The sequence below is a fragment of the Bacillus sp. UNC69MF genome (genome assembly GCF_000746035.1).
Taxonomy (GTDB): domain Bacteria; phylum Bacillota; class Bacilli; order Bacillales; family Bacillaceae; genus Bacillus; species Bacillus velezensis.
Map to the genome: position 1 here is coordinate 486,036 of NZ_KN050798.1, position 20,743 is coordinate 506,778.

Here is a 20,743-nt window from a genome sequence, read left to right on the forward strand (position 1 = left end):
ACAAGTACGGCTGTATGATATAATATTGTGTAGTAAAATAGCTTTAATTTAAAGGAGAATGATAATCATGGCACAAAAAACATTTAAAGTAACAGCAGATTCCGGAATCCACGCTCGTCCTGCGACAGTTCTTGTACAGACTGCAAGCAAATACGATGCTGACGTAAACTTAGAATATAACGGCAAAACAGTAAACCTTAAGTCAATCATGGGCGTTATGTCTCTAGGTATCGCTAAAGGCGCTGAAATCACAATTTCCGCTTCAGGCGCTGACGAAAACGATGCTCTTAACGCTTTAGAAGAAACAATGAAAAGCGAAGGACTCGGCGAGTAATGCAAGAATTAAAAGGAATAGGCGCTTCAGCCGGAATTGCGATTGCGAAAGCATACCGGCTTGAAGAGCCGGACTTAACGGTTGAAAAGAAAAACATTGCTGATGCTGCGGCTGAAGTAAGCCGTTTTGATGAAGCGATTGTACGTTCTAAAGAAGAGCTTGAAAAAATTAAAGAGCATGCTTTAAAAGAACTGGGACAAGACAAAGCTGACATTTTCTCCGCGCACCTTTTAGTTCTGAGTGATCCTGAGCTGTTGAACCCGGTAAAGGAGAAAATCAGCACAGATTCAGTCAATGCTGAATTCGCTTTGAAAGAAACAGCTTCCATGTTCGTTACTATGTTTGAATCAATGGATAACGAATACATGAAAGAGCGTGCGGCGGATATCCGTGACGTAACAAAACGTGTGACGGGGCACCTGCTGGGCGTGGAAATTCCGAACCCGAGCATGATCTCAGAAGAGGTTGTTATCGTGGCTGAAGATTTGACACCGTCTGATACGGCGCAATTAAACCGCCAGTTTGTAAAAGGTTTTACAACTGATATCGGCGGACGCACTTCACACTCCGCGATCATGGCCCGTTCGCTTGAAATTCCGGCTGTCGTCGGCACAAAAGCGGCTACAGGGACAATTGAAAACGGTGTTACGGTAATCGTAGACGGCATCGATGGTGATGTGATCATCGATCCTTCCAGTGAAACGTTACAGAAATATGAAGAAAAGCACAGTGCTTACCTGGCGCAAAAAGCTGAGTGGGCGAAGCTCGTCAATGAACCGACTGTTTCTAAAGACGGCCATCATGTAGAGCTTGCCGCAAATATCGGCACACCTGACGATGTAAAAGGCGTTCTTGAAAACGGAGGAGAAGCTGTAGGGCTTTACCGTACGGAATTCCTTTACATGGGACGCGACCAGCTTCCGACAGAAGACGAGCAGTTTGACGCTTATAAAACGGTTCTTGAGCGTATGGAAGGAAAATCAGTTGTCGTGCGGACATTGGATATCGGCGGCGACAAAGAGCTTCCTTACCTGCAGCTCCCTAAAGAAATGAACCCGTTCTTAGGCTACAGAGCCATCCGCCTTTGCCTTGAAGAGCAAGAAATCTTCAGAACTCAGCTTCGTGCGCTGCTTCGTGCAAGTACATACGGAAACTTAAAAATCATGTTCCCGATGATTGCGACAGTAAACGAGTTTAAACAGGCGAAAGCGATTCTTCTCGAAGAAAAAGAAAAACTCGTCGAAGCCGGCGTAGCGGTTTCTGACGATATTGAAGTCGGTATGATGGTAGAGATTCCGTCTACAGCCGTTATCGCAGATCAGTTTGCCGCAGAAGTTGACTTCTTCAGTATCGGAACAAATGACTTGATCCAATACACGATGGCTGCTGACCGCATGAACGAGCGCGTAGCTTATCTGTATCAGCCATACAATCCGGCGATTCTCCGTCTGATCACCCTTGTTATTGAAGCCGCTCACAAAGAGGGCAAATGGGTCGGCATGTGCGGAGAAATGGCGGGAGACGAAATTGCGATTCCGATTCTTCTCGGCTTAGGCTTAGATGAGTTCTCGATGAGCGCTACATCCATCCTTCCGGCAAGAACGCAGATCAGCAAGCTTTCTAAAAAAGAAGCTGAAGCATTCAAAGAAACAATCTTGTCTATGAGCACGACAGAAGAGGTTGTCGCATTCGTTAAAGAAACATTCAATAAGTAATACAAAAGCCAGACGGTGTAAGCCGTCTGGTTTTTTTCATATTCGGAAAAAAGAGGGGAACAATAATTTTCAACAGGAGGGATTATCATGACAAAATCATTTGCAGCGGGGGATACGGTCTATGTGATTTACCGCAATCCGCATGCCGCCAATGTTGCCCATATTAAAGAGGCGGAGATCGTCCATCACCCGTATCATGAGGGAGAATTGTCTCTGTTTTTATACGAAACCTATCATCCGCTGGCCGAAGATGACGCGGTCTTTTCGACATATGAGGAAGCGGAAGCACTTTACAGCGAGCTTTTTGAAGAAGACCGGTATCATTGATCAAAGGAAATGTTTACAACGCATATTCACTCTCTTTTAAACGGAAAGTAACAACATGAGAATATGTAAAGGGAGTGTCTGTCTATGCTGAAGCCGTTTGTGCCCCAGCTTGTTTATATTGAACCGAGAGCGCTCGAATACCCGTTAGGACAAGAGCTGAAGAATAAGTTTGAAACCATGGGGCTTGAGATCAGAGAAACGACATCGCATAATCAAGTCCGGAATATTCCGGGAAAAAATCACTTGCAGCAATACCGGAACGCGAAATCAACATTGGTAATCGGCGTCCGGAAAACACTGAAATTCGATTCTTCAAAGCCGTCCGCCGAATATGCCATTCCATTTGCGACGGGCTGTATGGGGCATTGCCACTATTGCTACCTGCAGACGACGATGGGGTCAAAGCCTTACATCCGGACATATGTCAATGTGGAAGAGATTCTGGATCAGGCTGATGAGTATATGAAAGAACGGGCGCCGGAATTTACAAGATTTGAAGCCTCTTGTACGTCTGATATCGTAGGAATCGATCATCTGACACATACATTAAAAAGAGCCATTGAACATTTCGGACAAAGCGAATTGGGACAGCTCAGATTCGTGACTAAATTTCACCACGTCGATCATTTGCTTGATGCAAAACATAACGGAAAGACTAGGTTCAGATTCAGCATCAATGCGGATTATGTCATTAAAAACTTTGAACCGGGAACTTCTCCGCTCGACAAACGGATAGAAGCCGCCGTCAAAGTCGCTAAAGCGGGCTATCCGCTCGGTTTCATCGTGGCGCCAATTTATATTCACGATGGCTGGGAGGAAGGCTATAAGGAACTGTTTGAGAAACTGGATGCGGCGCTTGATGAAGACGTTCGGCATGACATCACATTTGAACTGATCCAGCACCGTTTTACAAAACCGGCCAAACGGGTGATTGAGAAGAACTATCCGAAAACAAAGCTTGAGCTTGATGAAGAAAAGCGCAGATACAAATGGGGTCGCTACGGAATCGGCAAGTATATATACCAAAAAGACGAAGAGCATGCTTTAAGGGAAACACTGGAATCTTATATCGAAACCTATTTCCCGAAAGCGAAAATCGAATATTTTACGTAAGGCGGAGCTGTCGGTACGACGGCTCTTTTTTTGCTGCGCCAAATGGCGGAAATTTTTGATATTTATTTCAAGGTTTATTCATTTTCTTGGCCGAAAGACCGATATAACTCTCAGGAGGGGATGGTTATGTTTAAAAAAATGCACATCAAAATTGCTGTGTTTGTATCGGCAATGCTTATCGTAACGGTTGTTTTTTTAACGGTTTCTTCATATTTGACATTAAAGCCGATGATGACGGAGGAAGCAAAACGTACGACAGAGAATGTCACCAATTCACTCGGTCAGAACATTGAGCTTCAGCTGAAAAATGATGAGACCGTATTAATGAGATTAGCAGGCGGTGAATTGTCCCGGTCTTTTTTATCAGATGGGAACAAAGAAACCGCGCGGCTTTTTAACGATGAGTTAAAACAGATCGGACAGAATGACAAATATGTCGCGCTTGCGTACGTCGGAACCGCAAACAAACAAATGTTTACATATCCAAAGGCCGACTTTGCCAAAGACTATGATCCGACAAATAGAACGTGGTATAAGATGGCGGCCGAAAAACCCGATAAGGTTGTCTGGACTGACCCTTATAAAGATGCAGTGACGGGAGACATGATCGTGACGGCGTCAAAAGCCATTCAAAACAGCGGAACCGTCGTCGGAGTGGCGAGCTTAGATCTGAAACTGTCCTCCATTCAGAGCATGGTCAACGAGCAAAAGGTACCGTATAAAGGATTTGCGTTTTTGGCGGATGAAAACGGCTCTCTTCTGGCGCATCCGGAAAAACAGGGAAAAAATATTTCGGAAGATCAGACGTTAAAAGACATCACTGCGGATAAAGAAGGCATCAAAGAGCTGCAGGGGAACATGGTCGTCTACCAAACGGTAAAAGAAACAGGGTGGAAAGTCGGAACGCAGTTTGAAAAAGATCAGCTGATGGGAGTAGCCGACAAAATGAACACGGTGAGCATTTTTATGTCAATGATCGCCCTTGTGATTACGATCGGACTCAGCTATTTCCTTGCAAAAACGATAACCGGGCCGATTCAGCAGCTGATCGCGAAAACAAATTCGGTCTCAGCGGGAGATTTAACCGTCCGCGCCCGGACGAAATCAAAAGATGAAGTAGGCGAGTTAACAAAAGACTTTAACCAAATGGTTGAAAATATGAAAGAGATGGTCGAACAGGTTAAGGCCTCCTCAGAAAATGTGTCTGATACATCTGACCAGCTAACCGTCATTTCACAAGAAACAAATGAAACGAGCGGACAAATCGCAAAAGCGATAGAGGAAGTCGCCGCCGGAGCGACAGAGCAAGCGTCAGAGGTTGAGACGATCAATGAAAAATCAGAAAATCTCTCGGTCAAAATAAAAGGAATCGCAGATCGCGCAGGCAGCATAAAACAACTCTCAAAATCTTCAGAGGATGCCAGCTACAAAGGACTGGACGCGCTCGGGCAGCTGCTGATGAAGTCAAACGAAGCCAATTCAGAAACGAAAAAAGTAGAGGCAATGCTGAATGACCTGGAAGAACAAACGAAAAACATAGAAGAAGTCGTGACGGCAATATCCGCCATTTCAGACCAGACGAACCTCTTGGCGCTGAATGCGAGCATTGAAGCCGCAAGAGCGGGAGAAAGCGGCCGGGGCTTTGCCGTCGTCGCGGAAGAAGTCCGCAAGCTTGCTGAACAATCAGCTCTTTCTTCCGGCCATATCAGTGAGACGGTCCGTCTGATTCAATCAGAGACAAAAGAAGCGTCACACGCGATGATTGAGGCAAGCAGAATGAATGATGAACAAAACAGCGCCATTCATGAAACGGGTGAGGTCCTCAATCTGATTACGACGGAAATGCAGTCTCTCGTTCAAGGTATAGATCATATTTACAATGACATTCAAAAAATGAGTGAAGAACAAGCCGCGATTCAAGAAGCGATTCAAAGCATCTCCGCCATTTCTCAAGAATCTGCGGCAGCGGCGGAAGAAGTGAACGCTTCTACTGATGAACAGCTCGTTACGCTTGAAAAAGTGAAGCAATCGACTGATATGTTAAAGAGCGCAAGCGAAGATCTGATCAGCGCCATTTCTAAATTCACCTTGTAATGCGGTCTCTATCAGCCTATAATATGGTAATATAGACATGAAAGAATAATATTATGAATCGCATCAGGGGAGGAAAGCGCAGTGAACAAAACGGTCGGATTTATCGGTTTGGGCGTCATGGGAAACAGTATGGCATCGCACATTTTAGAAGCGGGCTATCCTGTTTTAGTCTACACGCGTACGAAACAAAAAGCGGAAGAGATTCTGAATAAGGGAGCGGTCTGGCAGGAGACGGTCAAAGACCTTTCAGAGAAAGCTGACATTATTATTACCATGGTCGGCTATCCGAGTGATGTCGAGGAAATCTATCTCGGCGAAAACGGCATTCTCCGGCACGCAAAAGAAGGGGCGTTTGTCATTGACATGACGACATCAAAACCGTCTCTGGCGAAAAAGATTGCGGAGAAAGCCAAAGAAAAGTCCATTCACGCCTTGGATGCACCCGTTTCCGGCGGAGACATCGGCGCGAGGAACGGAACGCTTGCCATTATGGCCGGAGGAGAAAAAGAAGCATTTGAAGCATGCCTGCCGCTTTTCTCCGTTATGGGGGAAAACATTCAGTATCAAGGTCCGGCCGGCAGCGGCCAGCATACGAAAATGTGCAATCAGATCGCGATTGCAGCGGGAATGGTCGGAGTGGCTGAAGCGATGGCTTACGCTGAAAAATCCGGTCTGAACCCGGAACAAGTGCTGAAAAGCATTACAACCGGAGCGGCTGGCAGCTGGTCACTGTCAAATCTCGCTCCCCGTATGCTGAAAGGCGATTTTGCGCCCGGATTCTACGTGAAACACTTTATTAAAGACATGGGAATCGCCCTTGAAGAAGCGGAGCTCATGGGAGAAGAGATGCCCGGATTGGCGCTCGCCAAATCATTATACGACAAGCTTTCCGCGCAAGGTGAAGAAAACAGCGGAACTCAAAGTATTTATAAGCTTTGGGTGAAATAAAAAAGATTGCCCGAACGCGACTATTTTATGGATGCTGAGGAAGCGATGGCTTTACGGTATTGTTGATGGTGTTTTGTAAACAATGATCTGCAAACCTTGTATTCTTAGAGCCTTTAATGAAGACAGGAACTTGGCAGGATAATGTATTAACGTGCATCCATTTATAATGCTCTACTGTGAATAATTTGGAAAATCCCCCTCGTTTGTTTGATGCAGACTGTCTATTATAAATCTAAAGGGGGATTTCCGAATAATGATTAGGATTAATACAACTTTCCAAAAGTAGGATGTATCATGACTGATTCAACTATGAATTCGAGTAACCCAAATGTACATAGCAATTAATCGAGTTCGTATTCCCGCAATTAAAACCAAATAATTTGGCATCCGAAATTGAAACTCTACAGATTAGCCTTCGCAAAACTGAAAAATAAAAGAGGATGTATCGTAAAAAATCCAAGAGATTTACGAAAACATCCTCGATTCAGAGATTTCATCATTACATGCTGTTTTTTGAGAATTCCAGATGAAATCAACGTTAAACCCATTTGTTAATAATATGAATTTTAATGTTGTACAGTAATATAGTGTTTCAGTTCTCCTCTATGGGTTTGATTTCCCCAAGGCAATGCTACCACCACATCATACTTGCCTGCTGGAATATTTTTTGTCAAAAAGCTCACTTTAAAACTGCGAATGTTACGGCCATTAACATCTATATCTTTGACAACATCTCCTTTTTTATTTACAAGAAAAACTGTAACACCCCTGTTTACCTCAGCATATCTTGTAGACACAGTACCTGTTACGACAATAGAAGTAGCGTGTTTTGAGTAAGTATTAGCATCTGTTTGGAATTTAATTGCTCCTTTTGAAGTCATGGCTAACGCTTCTGAACTGTTTGAGAAAACCCCGAATGTCAAAAGAGCAACTGTGAATAGTGTCATTACAATTTTTTTCAATTGAAACTTCCTTTCTCCATTTATTTAGAAATCCATTCAATATATTACTAAATTTTGAAAAAATATTCAACAGAAAAAATAGGTAAATTCTACTTTTTATTAAATAAAGTATTGCTAAAGAAGCAAAGGCTAACAAAACCAATTTAATCATCACGTTTAAGATTTTACAAAAAAGCTCCCAGCACTTATGTGCCGGGAGCTTAAAATGTTTATAAATTTATAAAGTGTCAGGCCCTTCTTCGCCCGTACGGATGCTGATTGTATTGGGAACTTCGTAAATTAAGATTTTGCCGTCACCGGGTTCACGGGTTTTGAGCACTTTTTGCACCGTTTCAGCCACTTTTTTGTTTATTTTCCGATGAATTGCTGTGTCCAGATGTTTCCTGATTCTACATAACCGACACCGATTTGAGTGAACTCGGGGTTCAGGATGTTCTTTCTGTGGCCTTCACTGTTCATCCAAGCTTTAACGACAGCTTCAGGAGTCGGCTGTCCTTTGGCGATATTTTCACCGGCAGTTTTATAAGTGATTCCGAAAGACTTCATCATATCGAAAGGTGAACCGTAAGTAGGACTTTGGTGATCGAAATAGTTTTGATCTTTCATATCTTGTGATTTTGCGTGAGCTGATTTGCTTAGTTTATCATCAATCTGCAGAGGTTTTAAGCCTTGCTTTTGTCTCTCTGCGTTTGTCAATTCAACGACTTTCTTTTCGTACGCACTGACAGATGAAGGAGTTTTCTCGCTGCTGTTGTTTGTGTTATCTGTCTGTTTTGCATTGTCAGCCGTCTGGTTTTGATTGGCTTTCGGTTTTTCGGCAGCTGCCGGTGCCGTTTTTGCCGGTGTTTCTTTTTGAACGTCTTTAACTGTCATATCAGAATTCTTTGCGTGTTTTTGCAGCTGCTGTTTCAGTTCTTTCTCATTTTTAACGTTCAGCTTTTTCACGCTCGTTTTCATATGTAGTTTTTCAACAGCCTCTTGAAGAGTCAGATGCTGTACAGTGTTTCCTTTTTTCACGGTAACGACGTGCTGGCATGACAGCTCTTTGGCAGATGCCTGCTGAATGCCTCCGAATGTAATTAAACTGACTGCCGCGGCGGCAGATAAGAGAAATGCTTTTTTCATAGTTAATAGCCTCCCAGAGAAGTTTTTTTCTACATGAAAAATCTTATCACAGCTTTTTTGTCATAATGCAGGCAGCCATTTCCTTTGACAACAAACGTTTGTCATAATTGTAATTGAGCACAGAAAAATGGCTTTATATCAGGAAAAACGATCTGTATTTATTTTTTAAAATCCGTTACATCTCTTCAAATTATTTGAAGTGTTAGATATATTTTAAGATAATTTGATCTTGACAGTTTTTTTTTACCCGTTTTCGCTGTAACAACTTTTACAAAAATGTTACAATTAAAATCTGTTTATGTAAATATATTCAATGATTTGAGAGGTGTAACAGAAAGTGGCTGAAGTCGCGCGTGAACCAAAGAAAAAAACGAAACGTTACAGAGCGCTGAGAATGAATCTCTATTTTTTGATTGTTTTTCTTCTCTTTACGGCACTGATTTTTAAACTCGGCATCGTCCAGATTGTCGAAGGGGATAAACACCGCCAGGATGCGGAGAAGGCAAATGCAAAAACCGCCTATTATCCGACACCGCGGGGAAAGATGTATGACAAGCGGAACAGAGTGGCGGTTGATAACCAGGCTGTGCCTGAAATTGTATACGTTTCTACCTCAAAAACCTCGGCAAAGGACAAATTGAAAACGGCAAAAAATCTCGCCGCACTGATTCATATTGATACTGAATTTATGAAGGATCGAAATATCATTGATTACTGGCTTGCCGCACATCCGAAGAAGGCGGAAAAGCTTATGAAGGATTCAGAAAACAGCCTGAAATCCCAAGAAGTATACAAACGCCAGATTGAACGCGTTCCGAAGCAGGAGATTGACGCGATCAAAAAAAATAAAAAAGAGCTGGAAATCGCGGCGATTTATACGCGTTTTTCAAGCGGCAACGCCTATCAGCCGCAAGTCGTCAAATCAATGGACCCGAATAAGCTGAACGGAAACGGAAACAGCGGTTCACTGCTTGACGAGCATGAAAACAACAAGCAAAAACCAAAAAGCGACCTGACATATGAAGAAGTTTCCGTGGTATCCGAGCACCTGAAAGAGCTCCCCGGCATTGACGTGATCAATGACTGGACGCGGAAATATCCGTACGATAAAACGCTGTACTCTCTGTTCGGCGGTGTGACGACACCGGAACAGGGATTGTTGGGCGAACGGAAAGATTATTATGTCACAAGAGGCTACTCACTGAATGACCGGGTGGGTAAAAGCTACATTGAATATCAGTATGAAGACTATTTAAACGCACATAAAGAAAAAGTAGAGTATGTGGAAAACAGCAAAGGTGAAGTCGTCAGCCAAAAGCCCGTCGATGAAGGCAGCAGAGGCTACGATCTTCAGCTCTCGCTCGATATGGAATTACAGTCGAAAGTCGAAAAAGTCATTGAAAAAGAGCTGAGAAGAAGCCGCGCTGCAGGCAACTATATGGTTGACAGAGGATTTGCCGTCATGATGGATCCGAACAACGGGGATATTCTCTCAATGGCGGGGAAACGCATTGATCTCGAAACGAATAAAACACAGGATTTTGCGATCGGAGCATTTACGACCCAATATGAGATGGGCTCTTCTGTTAAAGGAGCGACTGTTCTCGCGGGTTACCAAAGCGGCCTCCCGCATTATAAAACGTTTGTCGATGCACCGCTTAAGTTTAAAGACGGAACGGAAAAGCACTCGTGGACACAAATGGGGACCATTACTGAGCTGACCGCGCTGCAAAGAAGTTCAAACATATATATGTTTCATGTGGCCATGCATATCGCGGGCATTACCTACGTTCCGCACGGCATGCTGCCGGCCGGATTAGACGATATTAAGAAAATGCGCAACTATTACGCCCAATTTGGCTTGGGTGTGAAGACCGGGATTGATCTTCCACAGGAATCAGCGGGCATGCAGTCAAATCCGCAAATGGTCGGGGGATTGCTGCTTGACTTTGCGATCGGACAGTTTGATACGTACACGCCGCTTCAAATGGCTCAATATATTTCAGCCATCGCAAACGGCGGGTATCGCGTCCAGCCGCGGATCGTCACAAGCATTCATGAACCGGACAGCAAAAACAAGATTGGAAAAGCGATTGAACAGCGAGATAGTAAAATTTTGAACAAAGTAAATAACAGCCCGAGCGATTTTGACCAAGTTCATAAAGGAATGAAGTTGGTCACAAGCTCACCCCAAGGAACGGCTTATTCAACATTCCAAGGTTCCGGCGCTGATGTTTCCGGAAAAACGGGAACCGCGCAGACGCACTATTACGGCACGAACAAAAACTGGTGGGGGCAAGAGACGTATAACCTGACCTTTGTCGGTTATTATCCGTCAGAACATCCACGAGTGGCATTCAGCGTCGTCGTTCCGTCTGTTCGAGATGATAAAGATCATATCAGTAAAAACATTGCCAAGGGAGCAGTTGACGCTTACAAAGAGCTTGAAAAGAAATACAATAAAAAATAACAATGAAAGGGCGGCCGAACATCTCGTGCGCCCTTTCTGTCATTCAGGAAAATTGACGTTCACAATAAGAATAGAAGGAGAATGCTCATTTTTTAGCGAATCAATCTAGTGGAATTTCTTTTTATATCAGTCCGTGTCCAGCCTGCAGTGCGAGTATAATGCAAAGGAGGGATTCTGTGGAACAGGATACTCAGCATGTCAAACAGTTTCAATCGAAAACCGATCTTCATGCCGTTTTGACGTCTAACGGGCGTATTATGTATATTTCTGCAAACTGCAAATCGTACTTCAGTTATTCTCAGGAAGAGATGATTGGGTCATTTCTCAAAACGTTCCTGCATGAAGAAGATCAATTTTTGGTTGAAAGTTACTTCTATAATGAGCATCATTTGATGCCTTGCACCTTTCGTCTTATTAAAAAAGATCATACCATCGTATGGCTTGAAGCGGGTGTGGAAATTGTCACACCGCAAATGGAGGGGACGGATCGGGAAATCATCCTCAAAATCAAGGTGCTTGAGGAGAAGACGCCCCGCCGGCCTTATATGTATGAACAAAAGAAGCAAAAGGCAGAACAACAGTCGGAAGATGCGGCTGGAAACGGCGAATTCGAGCGTCTTGTCGAAATGCTGCCGAATCCTTTATATGTCAGCATCAACGGCACAATCGCCTACGCCAACAACGCGATGCTTGCCATGCTGGGAGCCGAAAGCAAAGACGAGGTAATCGGCAGGCGCTCTTATGAGTTTATTGAAGAAGAGTACCACGACATTGTGAAAAACCGAATTGTGCGGATGCAAAAAGGAATGGAAGTCGGAATGATCGAACAGACGTGGAGAAGGCTCGACGGCACACCCGTTCATTTAGAAGTAAAGGCGGCACCGACGACATATAAAAATCAGCGGGCGGAATTGCTGCTTCTGATTGATATTTCTTCACGGAAAAAATTCCAAACGATCCTGCAAAAAAGCAGAGAGCGTTATCAGCTCCTCATTCAGAATTCAATTGATACGATCGCTGTGATTCACAATGATAAATGGGTATTCATGAATGAGTCGGGCATTTCGCTGTTTGAGGCTGAAACATATGAAGATTTAATCGGGAAAAACGTCTATGATCAGCTTCATCCCTGTGATCATGACGGCGTGAAACAGCGGATCCAAAATATTATCAACCGAAAGACCGAGTCAGAAATCATTAAACAATCGTGGTTTACTTTTAAAAACCGGCTGATCTACACGGAAATGGTCTGCATTCCGACGACGTTTTTCGGAGAAACGGCCGTGCAGGTCATTCTGCGTGACATTTCTGAGCGGAAGCAGACGGAGGAATTAATGCTGAAGTCGGAAAAGCTGTCTATCGCAGGGCAGCTGGCGGCGGGGATCGCTCACGAAATCCGCAATCCGCTGACGGCGATCAAAGGATTTTTACAGCTCATGAAGCCGACGATGGAGGAAAACGAACATTACTTTGAAATTGTGTTTTCTGAACTGAGCAGAATCGAATTAATTTTAAGTGAGCTTTTAATGCTTGCCAAACCTCAGCAAAACGCCGTGAAAGAGCGTGTAAACTTAAAGAAAATTATAAGTGAAGTGACCGCTCTTTTAGAGACGCAGGCAAATCTTAAAGGGATTTTTATCAAAACGGATTACGAACATGACAGCATGTATATTAACGGTGATCAAAATCAGCTGAAACAGGTGTTTATCAATCTGATTAAAAATGCCGTTGAGTCGATGCCGGATGGGGGAACGGTTCACATTCTTATGACAGAAGATGAGTATTCCGTTAATGTGACGGTGAAAGACGAGGGTGACGGGATACCGGAAAACGTGCTGAAACGAATAGGCGAACCGTTTTTGACAACGAAAGAAAAAGGAACCGGCCTGGGGCTGATGGTCACATTCAACCTTATTAAAAACCACCAGGGAGCTATCCAAGTAGACAGCAAACCGGATAGAGGCACGGCCTTTCATATTACATTCCCGAAACAATAAAAAACAACGGCGTTATGCCGTTGTTTAAATAGTCTGCATGGATTCTCTCGTTTTTAAAATAAATGCTTCCAGCCGGTCCAAGCCTTCTCTCAATGTATCCAGTGAATATGCGAATGACAGCCTCACATACCCTTCACCCAACTTTGAAAACGAGCTGCCGGGCACAAGAGCCACACCTGCATCCTCTAAAAGAGCCATACTAAAATCAAATGATGACATTCCGAATGACTTAATGGAAGGGAAGATATAAAATGCGCCTGACGGCTTTACGACGTCAAGCCCCATTGAAACAAGACGGTCATATACATAGTCAAGCCGCTTTTTATACTGTTCTCTCATAATAAGCGCATCATCAACACCGTTTGTCACCGCTTCAAGAGCCGCTTTCTGAGAGATTGAAGACGCGCATGTCACACTGTATTGGTGAACTTTTAAGATGTGCTTGGCAATTTCTTTCGGTGCGAAAATGAAACCGATTCTCCAGCCCGTCATGCTGTGTGATTTTGACAGGCCGTTGATGACGATCGTCTGGTCTCTCAAATAAGACGCGATCGAATAATGCGGTCTGTCATAGGTTAATTCGCTGTAAATCTCATCAGACAGGACAAAAACATTTCTGCCCTTCAGGACGGCTGCGATGTTTTGCAGCTCTTCCTCAGACAATGTCACTCCGGTCGGGTTTGACGGATAAGGAAGAATGACGCATTTTGTTTTTGGTGTCAGCGATTCTTCAATGAGCCGCGCCGTCAGCTTAAATCCGTGTGTCGTCGTATCCACATGGACCGGAACGGCGCCCGACATGCGGATGATCGGTTCGTAGCCCGGATATATCGGTCCGGGGAGAATAACTTCATCGCCCGGAGATAAAATCGTCCGCAAAGACGCGTCAATCGCTTGGCTTGCCCCGGTTGTGACGATGATTTCAGTTTCAGCTTCATAATTCAAATCAGCTTTTTTCTTCATATAAAGCTGTACGGCCTGTCTCAGCTCAAGGCCGCCCGCATTCGGAGTATATGCCGTTGCGTTCTCGTCGATTGCCTTTTTGGCAGCCGCTTTGACATGGTGCGGCGTGAAGAAATCCGGCTGGCCGATCGTAAGCGAAATGACATTGTCGTGCTGAGCTACAAGATTTGAGAATTTGCGAATTCCTGAAATTTCAATTTCTTTTACATTCGGATTAAGCAAATGTTCCATAATTCATCACCTTATACTATATATTGAGTTTCTCCTATTTTACCACTAGCTGAGCATTTGTCATCTTTTTATTGAACTATCCCGAGTATATGTCCGATATGTGAAAACATACCTTCTTTCAGAAAAAAATAAGACAACCAGCTGAAATGATTGTCTTCATTGTATCATGATCTATCTATTGTGATATGTGGCGAATGTCATTAATACCCGTATTCAAAGCTGACGTCTTCCCGCCATAAGATGTATGGAGCGGGCTTGTCGGGACGCTCTTTCGCCTCTTTTTTCATTTGCAGGTAAGCCGTTTTGCTGATATCTTCTAACACCGTCATTTGATCTTGGTCGAATATGACTACTGTACCCATTTATTACACCCTTCTTCCTGAAAAATCCTTGACTATTTTACCACTCGATGTCAAAAAGTCAATGGGATATCAGAAAAAAGCATCTTTTTATAAAGAGTTCATGGCCAGTTGGCCCGAATACATTCACTTTTTCCGTTTCCAGCCGATATATACAGTACAATACTGAATGCGGATAGCGAGGGATTGAATTGTCTTTACAACAATACGATATTTTATTGGATTCAGGCACAAACGAATTAGAAATCGTCAAATTTGAAGTAGGTGTCAATACATTTGGCATAAATGTGATGAAAGTCCGGGAAATCATTCAGCCGGTAGATGTCACATCTGTGCCTCAGTCTCATAAAGACGTAGAAGGGATGATTAAGCTGAGAGGCGAAATTCTTCCCGTCATCAGTCTGTATACCTTTTTCGGCGTTGATGCCGAAGGAGCAAAAGACGATAAATATATCGTAACGGAATTCAACAAGCGGAAAATCGTCTTTCACGTCGGTTCCGTTTCACAAATCCACAGGGTGTCCTGGGAGGCGATTGAAAAGCCGACTTCCCTGAACCAGGGCATGGAGCGGCATTTAACGGGAATCATCAAACTGGAAGACACGATGATCTTTCTGCCTGATTATGAAAAGATCATTTATGATATTGAATCGGCATCCGGAGTTGAGACTTATCATGTCCATCAGGAAGGATTTGATGAAAGACGGGCGGGTAAAAAACTGATCATCGTTGAAGATTCGCCGCTTCTGATGCGTCTTTTGACGGATGAGCTGACTGAGGCGGGATACAGTGAAATCGTTACGTTTGAAAATGGAAAAGAAGCGTATGATTACGTCGTGGAACTGACGGATAACGGAGCAAACCTGTCAGACCATATTGATATGATTATCAGTGACATTGAGATGCCGAAAATGGACGGGCATCGTTTGACAAAGCTCCTTAAGGATAACCCGCAAAGCTCTGATGTGCCGATTATGATTTTCTCGTCCCTGATTACGGACGACCTGCGCCACCGGGGCGAAGTCGTCGGAGCGGATGAACAGATCAGCAAGCCTGAAATCAGCGAGCTCATTAAAAAAGTGGATACGTACGTGATTGAATAGAAAAAAGCCGATGCATGACGCATCGGCTTTTTTTGCGGCGGAATTAAAAATAACTCTCACCAAGTTTTTTAAATACGGGTTTATGATAAGCGGGCTGCTGCCTGTTGGCGGCAAGCGGTTTTTCCTTTAAGCCCACATATTTTTGCAATACGTTTTTCGCTTTTGTCAAAGACATTTGTGCTTTAGGATTGCGGTACGATTGATTTAACGTACCTAAATGCGGAAGATGCTGGAAGTCTTCTTTTGTTGGAGGCATGTGAAAATAGTAGTCTCCGATAGAGATAAGTACGTCTGACTGCTGTTGGCTAAACCTGGGATTATTTGAAAAGTGAAGCCCTATTTTTTTCCCTTTGCCTTCTTTCACAAGCTTTTGTAATGCCCGTTTTTTCAGCAGATAAAGGTATTTAGGGTTGGGGGCGGTTTTTGCATGGCGGTTCACAGTATAAACAGCTTTTGAAAGATTCTCGATGGTTGGCTGCAGCTCTTTCGAATAAGCGTGGTCGTCCATTATTTCTCTCCTTTGCATTGATCAAGTTCATATATAGATTATACTTTTTTAGCGTTGAAATGCAAATATTGATTATAAAAATACGCCTTTTTCTGATGAAAAGGGCGCATTTTTTTCCTTTATTAGACAGGATTCGCATGTTTTTCAGAATCAGCCTTTAATGATTGCTGCACATCGATCTCTGCTGCCTCGGCGCTGTATTTCGGAAGAGCGATAAAATAGAACACAAATACCGCTAAAATCACGATTCCCATGCCGTAATAAAGGTAATCAATATTGGTAACGAATTTCGGAAACAACAGGGCAACCAGTCCGAGTGTAATCGATTGGGCAAACATCATAAAAGGATCCTGCCAGCCGCTGACCCGGCCCATTATTTTCGGATGAACGATTTTCGGCATCCAGCCGCCGATGGCGATATTGACAGGGCCGATGCACATGCCGAGGACGAAAGCCGCCGCATAATAAATCCACAGCTTATCCGTATAGCCGAGGACAAAAATGAGCAGTCCGGCTGCCAAAATAGGAATCGACATCAAATGATGCGGTTTGACTTTTTTTGCGATCATCGTTCCGATCACACTTCCTGCAAGCAGGCCGAAGCCGAGTGCGACGGTGAAGATGGAAGTATGTGATTCGTAATGATCAGGCGCAAGTCCGTATTTCATCGTAAACATCGGCAGTACGGCAAAGCCGCCGTTGACAAAACCAAAGATAAAAAAGCCGAAAATAAGGGAAGCAAGCAATTTGTTTTTAACAATATATACGATCCCTTCCTTAAAATCAGCGACCGAGTCTTTCAGAAACGAATCTCCCCATTTAAAAGGGCCGTTCGGCTGACGGGCTTCTTTCGGAATGCGGCACGCGCGGATCAGAAAGCCTGATACAATAAAGCTGACAAAATCAAGGATGATGGCTCCGTGAATACCGATCGTTTTATACATAAACGCGCCTATACCTACGCCGAATACCATGAAGATGCTGAACAGGATCTGGTTAAGTCCCGCCGCTTTCGCGTAATGCTCCTTAGGCAGAATAGCTTGTACAAGGCTGGCTTCCGCCGGGAAAAAGAACTTGGTCACGGCGCTTCTGATGAACAAAATACAGAACACGAGAGGGATGCTCCCGGTGTATAATGCGGCAAACAATACGATCGTCAGTCCGGCTCTGATCCAGTCACAATTCTCTGCGACCTTTTTCCTATCAAGCCGGTCAGCTGCGACACCGACAATCAGAAATACGAAAACTGTCGGCAGTGAATACATCAGCTCAGCCAAAGTCGTGTATGCCGGCTGGTTTGAAAAATGGTCCAGCAAGTAAAAAGCGAAAGCCATATTACCTACAGTCGTTCCCATTTGAGAAGCGAGTGCTGCGAAAAAGAGACGGACAAAATTGCGATTTTTAAATATATCCATAAACACGCTCCTTACCCTAAAGGTCCCACTGTAATATATTATCATCAGCTCGTTCCATTAACAAATAAGATCTTTCTATCTTATAATAGTCACCCTTGTTCCATTAGGAACGGTAGCGGCAAGTTCAGTGACGTCCTGATTATACATCCGGATGCATCCTTTTGATACCGCTTTGCCGATGGAGGAAGGATTATTTGTTCCGTGAATGCCGTAATGAATTTTAGAGAGGCTGAGCCAATAAGCGCCGAACGGGCCGCCGGGCTTAGGCTGGCGGTTCACGATGTAAAATTCTCCGGTCGGCGTGGTCGTCAATATTTTTCCGACTGCGATGGGATACGTACGGATGAGCCTGCCAAGGCGGTATAACTCCAGTTTCTTCGCTCCGATATACACGATGATGGAGTAGGGAATGGTGGATGGGTCGGGAAGATTCGGTATGATAATATGCTGTCCCGCGTATATGACCGATTGGATTGAGGGATTTGCCTGAAGGAGAGCAGCAGTGCTTATTCTGAAGTCTTGCGCAATGCTTGAGATGGTTTCTCCTTGTTTCACTTGATATGTCAGCAGTTTCATCACCCTCCTTTTTGCTCTTTTTCATATACATATTACGGAGGGGGTGTCTGTGCATCAGGATAAAAGTCTTATTTTTGCTCGGTTTTCAATGTGAACAGCGTGATTTCCGGTCTGGCTAAAAATCGATACGGCAGTCTTGTCGTACCGAGCCCGCGATTGACGTAAACGGCTGTGTCATGCAGTGTATACATGCCGTCGGTATACGTTTTTCCGTAAGGAGGCGTAATGAGAGGGCCGAAAAACGGGAGCTGGACCTGGCCGCCGTGAGTGTGTCCCGACAGCTGGAGGTTTACGGGATATCCGCCTGTCTTGAGAGCGGCATCAGGCTCGTGGACGATTAAAATGGAAAACGCATCTTCGGAAAGGCGTGACAGGGTGCCTTCATAATCGGGTTTTCCGAGCATTACATCATCCAAAAACGCGAATTCAATCCGGCTTCCGTCTGTCAGCTGCACCTGACGGTAGCCGTTTCGAAGCACTTGAAAATCAGCCGCTTCCATCAGAGCCTTGTACGTGTTCGTACCGTAGCCTCCGTGGTCATGGTTTCCGTAAACACAAAGTTTGCCGAAGGGAGCTTCAAGATTTTGCAGCACGGCGAGTGCATGCTGGTGATCATTAAATAAATGCGGCTTATCAATTAAATCTCCTGTAAAGATGAGCAGATCGGGTTTCAGCTGATTGATCTTTTCCGCTGCTTTATTCAAGTCACCGGATGTAAACACATCACTGAGATGTGTATCGCTGAATTGAACGATTTTAAAATTGTCAAAGCCGCGGGGGATCAGGCGGCTGGTGATTGTATGCCGGGTGATCTCAATCATGCGCGGTTCAATATACCGGGCATAGCCGTAACCTCCGCAAGCCATTGCGAGAGCTGCACCCAAAATGCCGAATCCTCTTTTTAAAAATGTTCTTCTGGTCATTTTCTCCATATGTAAAACCAACCTTTGTCAGAGTTGTTCTATTATATCATCAGCTTGGCTGAAAAATCCCTTCTCAGCATGTAATGACGCGGATAGACATCTGTGATAAAATTATGAATGATTATTCATTCAATAAAAAGGGGTGGGTTTGTTATGGATAAGAAAGCGGTAATCATTACAGGCGGATCAAGCGGCATGGGAAAAGCAATGGCGAAAAAACAGGCTGAATTAGGATGGCACGTCATGGTGACAGGGAGGAACCATGAAGCACTTGAGGAAACAAAAAAAGAAATTGAGACCTTTGAGGGGCAGGTCGCCTGTTTTCAAATGGATGTCCGTTCTGATTCCGCCGCTTCAGACATGATTTCAGAAGCGAAAAAAGTCTTTGGCCGGCTTGATGCGCTGATTAACAATGCGGCCGGCAACTTTATTTGCCCGGCAGAGAAGCTGACGCCCAATGGATGGAAAGCTGTTATTGAGATTGTTTTAAACGGCACATTTTTCTGCAGCCAAGCAGCGGCAAGGCATTGGATCGAGCAGGAGCAGAAGGGCGTCATCTTAAATATGGCCGCTACATACGCATGGGGAGCGGGAGCGGGTGTCGTTCATTCCGCTGCAGCCAAAGCGGGGGTATTGTCACTGACAAGAACGCTGGCCGTTGAATGGGGGAGCAAATACGGCATCCGCACAAACGCGATAGCCCCCGGCCCGATTGAACGGACAGGCGGTGCGGAGAAGCTGTTTGAATCGGAAAAAGCGGTGTCCCGCACGATGAACAGTGTGCCGCTCGGCCGGCTGGGCACACCGGAAGAAATCGCCGCGTTGGCAGCGTTTTTGCTATCTGATGAAGCGTCCTATATAAACGGGGATTGTATCACAATGGACGGGGGGCAATGGCTGAATCCTTATCCGTTTTAATTTTTCATATATTGATTATTTTGCAAAACAAGCGAACGTTAAAGCCGCCGTCGCTTGTTTTATTTTCTATTCAAAATTATGATATAATTTTGAAAGATTAAGGGGCGATTAATTGAAGAAATTATTAAAATGGTTCGTTGTACTATTTGTAAGCAGTTTCGTTATCATCTTTAATATTTGGTACTTTATTATTTGTGCTTTTACTCCGGAGTATTATCAAAATACCAATCTTACATCTGATGAAATAATCAGATTTGAAAAGCTATATCACATCGATTTTCCTGATGAAACGAAATTTATTAAAGCCAGGGAGTATTTGAGTGGGCTCGGAGGCGATACATCGGCTGTATTATATGTGTCTCTGCCAGCCAAGCTGGCGGAAACAATTTTATCTGATTACACGTATATGCCAATAAATCATACTGATACTGCCGGTTCAATGTATGGAGTTGACGTTTCCGAGAGTGTTGGCGGGTTAACAACTCTTACATTTGGCACTTTAGATAAAAAAGGAACTTTCTTTCAGTTGAAACATGATGATGATTGGATATTTAACAGCACTGATTGGAGCCATTATTTTTGGACAGCTGCCGGTTATAATGCTCTTATATTTATCCTTTTATTTGTGATTGTGAAACAAATGAATAACGTCCTTAATTAAC

The 20,743-nt window shown here is 44.1% G+C and carries 18 protein-coding genes and 2 pseudogenes; 11 read left to right on the forward strand and 9 right to left on the reverse strand.

Going from position 1 to position 20,743, the window contains the following annotated elements; translation table 11 throughout:
* Nucleotides 1–67: 67 nt before the first annotated feature.
* The 6 genes from BR62_RS0114715 to BR62_RS0114740 all read left to right on the forward strand — a co-directional run bounded on the left by BR62_RS0114715 (nt 68) and on the right by BR62_RS0114740 (nt 6,531).
* Nucleotides 68–334, forward strand: a complete 267-nt coding sequence (locus BR62_RS0114715) for a phosphocarrier protein HPr (protein ID WP_003154654.1) — start codon at nt 68–70, stop codon at nt 332–334.
* Entirely contained in the window at nt 334–2,049 is a 1,716-nt protein-coding gene (gene ptsP / locus BR62_RS0114720; protein WP_032871341.1) for a phosphoenolpyruvate--protein phosphotransferase, read from the forward strand. Before BR62_RS0114715 ends, ptsP begins: the two co-directional genes overlap by 1 nt.
* A gap of 87 nt (nt 2,050–2,136) precedes the next feature.
* Nucleotides 2,137–2,376, forward strand: coding sequence for a splAB operon transcriptional regulator SplA (locus BR62_RS0114725; protein WP_003154646.1), 240 nt, complete (start codon nt 2,137–2,139; stop codon nt 2,374–2,376).
* An 84-nt stretch (nt 2,377–2,460) separates the two neighbouring features.
* Nucleotides 2,461–3,489, forward strand: a complete 1,029-nt coding sequence (splB, locus tag BR62_RS0114730; RefSeq protein WP_032871343.1) for a spore photoproduct lyase — start codon at nt 2,461–2,463, stop codon at nt 3,487–3,489.
* Between the two features lie 126 nt (nt 3,490–3,615).
* Entirely contained in the window at nt 3,616–5,583 is a 1,968-nt protein-coding gene (locus tag BR62_RS0114735; RefSeq protein ID WP_032871345.1) for a methyl-accepting chemotaxis protein, read from the forward strand.
* 81 nt (nt 5,584–5,664) lie between these two features.
* Entirely contained in the window at nt 5,665–6,531 is an 867-nt protein-coding gene (locus tag BR62_RS0114740; protein ID WP_003154640.1) for an NAD(P)-dependent oxidoreductase, read from the forward strand.
* Nucleotides 6,532–7,097: 566 nt separating this feature from the next.
* Here BR62_RS0114740 and BR62_RS0114745 read toward each other — a convergent pair.
* The 3 genes and pseudogenes from BR62_RS0114745 to BR62_RS0114755 all read right to left on the reverse strand — a co-directional run bounded on the left by BR62_RS0114745 (nt 7,098) and on the right by BR62_RS0114755 (nt 8,618).
* Nucleotides 7,098–7,493: a hypothetical protein gene (locus tag BR62_RS0114745; RefSeq protein WP_032871346.1), complete on the reverse strand. Its 396-nt coding sequence runs from the start codon at nt 7,491–7,493 to the stop codon at nt 7,098–7,100.
* A 217-nt stretch (nt 7,494–7,710) separates the two neighbouring features.
* Nucleotides 7,711–7,836: pseudogene (locus BR62_RS19310) on the reverse strand (P-II family nitrogen regulator); the annotation flags it as partial.
* A gap of 5 nt (nt 7,837–7,841) precedes the next feature.
* Complete coding sequence (locus BR62_RS0114755) at nt 7,842–8,618, reverse strand: CAP domain-containing protein (protein WP_032871348.1); 777 nt, start codon at nt 8,616–8,618, stop codon at nt 7,842–7,844.
* Between the two features lie 337 nt (nt 8,619–8,955).
* Between BR62_RS0114755 and BR62_RS0114760 the strand changes: the two genes are divergently transcribed.
* Entirely contained in the window at nt 8,956–11,088 is a 2,133-nt protein-coding gene (locus BR62_RS0114760; RefSeq protein ID WP_032871350.1) for a peptidoglycan D,D-transpeptidase FtsI family protein, read from the forward strand.
* Nucleotides 11,089–11,264: 176 nt separating this feature from the next.
* Nucleotides 11,265–13,085, forward strand: a complete 1,821-nt coding sequence (locus tag BR62_RS0114765; RefSeq protein ID WP_021493759.1) for a PAS domain-containing protein — start codon at nt 11,265–11,267, stop codon at nt 13,083–13,085.
* Here the strand turns inward: BR62_RS0114765 and BR62_RS0114770 are convergent.
* Nucleotides 13,066–14,279 (reverse strand): annotated as a pseudogene (locus BR62_RS0114770) (aminotransferase A). The gene BR62_RS0114765 and the pseudogene BR62_RS0114770 sit on opposite strands and share 20 nt — an antisense overlap.
* Before the next feature lie 200 nt (nt 14,280–14,479).
* Nucleotides 14,480–14,641: a hypothetical protein gene (locus tag BR62_RS19765; RefSeq protein WP_007409608.1), complete on the reverse strand. Its 162-nt coding sequence runs from the start codon at nt 14,639–14,641 to the stop codon at nt 14,480–14,482.
* A 188-nt stretch (nt 14,642–14,829) separates the two neighbouring features.
* On the opposite strand from BR62_RS19765, the gene cheV reads away from it, so the two are divergent.
* Nucleotides 14,830–15,741 carry a chemotaxis protein CheV gene (cheV, locus tag BR62_RS0114775; protein ID WP_007409609.1) on the forward strand — a complete coding sequence of 304 codons (912 nt, stop codon included), beginning with the start codon at nt 14,830–14,832 and terminating at the stop codon, nt 15,739–15,741.
* Between the two features lie 43 nt (nt 15,742–15,784).
* On the opposite strand, the gene BR62_RS0114780 is transcribed toward cheV, so the two are convergent.
* The 4 genes from BR62_RS0114780 to BR62_RS0114795 form a co-directional block, all read right to left on the reverse strand.
* The gene (locus BR62_RS0114780; RefSeq protein WP_003154622.1) at nt 15,785–16,249 is read right to left on the reverse strand and encodes a YkyB family protein; all 465 of its coding nucleotides are present in this window, start codon (nt 16,247–16,249) and stop codon (nt 15,785–15,787) included.
* A 122-nt stretch (nt 16,250–16,371) separates the two neighbouring features.
* Nucleotides 16,372–17,664 (reverse strand): MFS transporter, encoded by a 1,293-nt coding sequence (locus tag BR62_RS0114785; protein ID WP_032871353.1) that lies wholly within the window; start codon nt 17,662–17,664, stop codon nt 16,372–16,374.
* Nucleotides 17,665–17,739: 75 nt separating this feature from the next.
* The gene (locus BR62_RS0114790; protein WP_088462390.1) at nt 17,740–18,234 is read right to left on the reverse strand and encodes a L,D-transpeptidase family protein; all 495 of its coding nucleotides are present in this window, start codon (nt 18,232–18,234) and stop codon (nt 17,740–17,742) included.
* A 74-nt stretch (nt 18,235–18,308) separates the two neighbouring features.
* The gene (locus tag BR62_RS0114795) at nt 18,309–19,172 is read right to left on the reverse strand and encodes a metallophosphoesterase (RefSeq protein ID WP_032871355.1); all 864 of its coding nucleotides are present in this window, start codon (nt 19,170–19,172) and stop codon (nt 18,309–18,311) included.
* 144 nt (nt 19,173–19,316) lie between these two features.
* Between BR62_RS0114795 and fadH the strand changes: the two genes are divergently transcribed.
* Nucleotides 19,317–20,081, forward strand: coding sequence for a 2,4-dienoyl-CoA reductase (fadH, locus tag BR62_RS0114800; RefSeq protein WP_015417368.1), 765 nt, complete (start codon nt 19,317–19,319; stop codon nt 20,079–20,081).
* Between the two features lie 112 nt (nt 20,082–20,193).
* On the forward strand, nt 20,194–20,742 hold the full coding sequence (locus BR62_RS0114805) for a hypothetical protein (protein WP_007409614.1): 549 nt from the start codon (nt 20,194–20,196) through the stop codon (nt 20,740–20,742).
* Nucleotide 20,743: the final 1 nt, after the last annotated feature.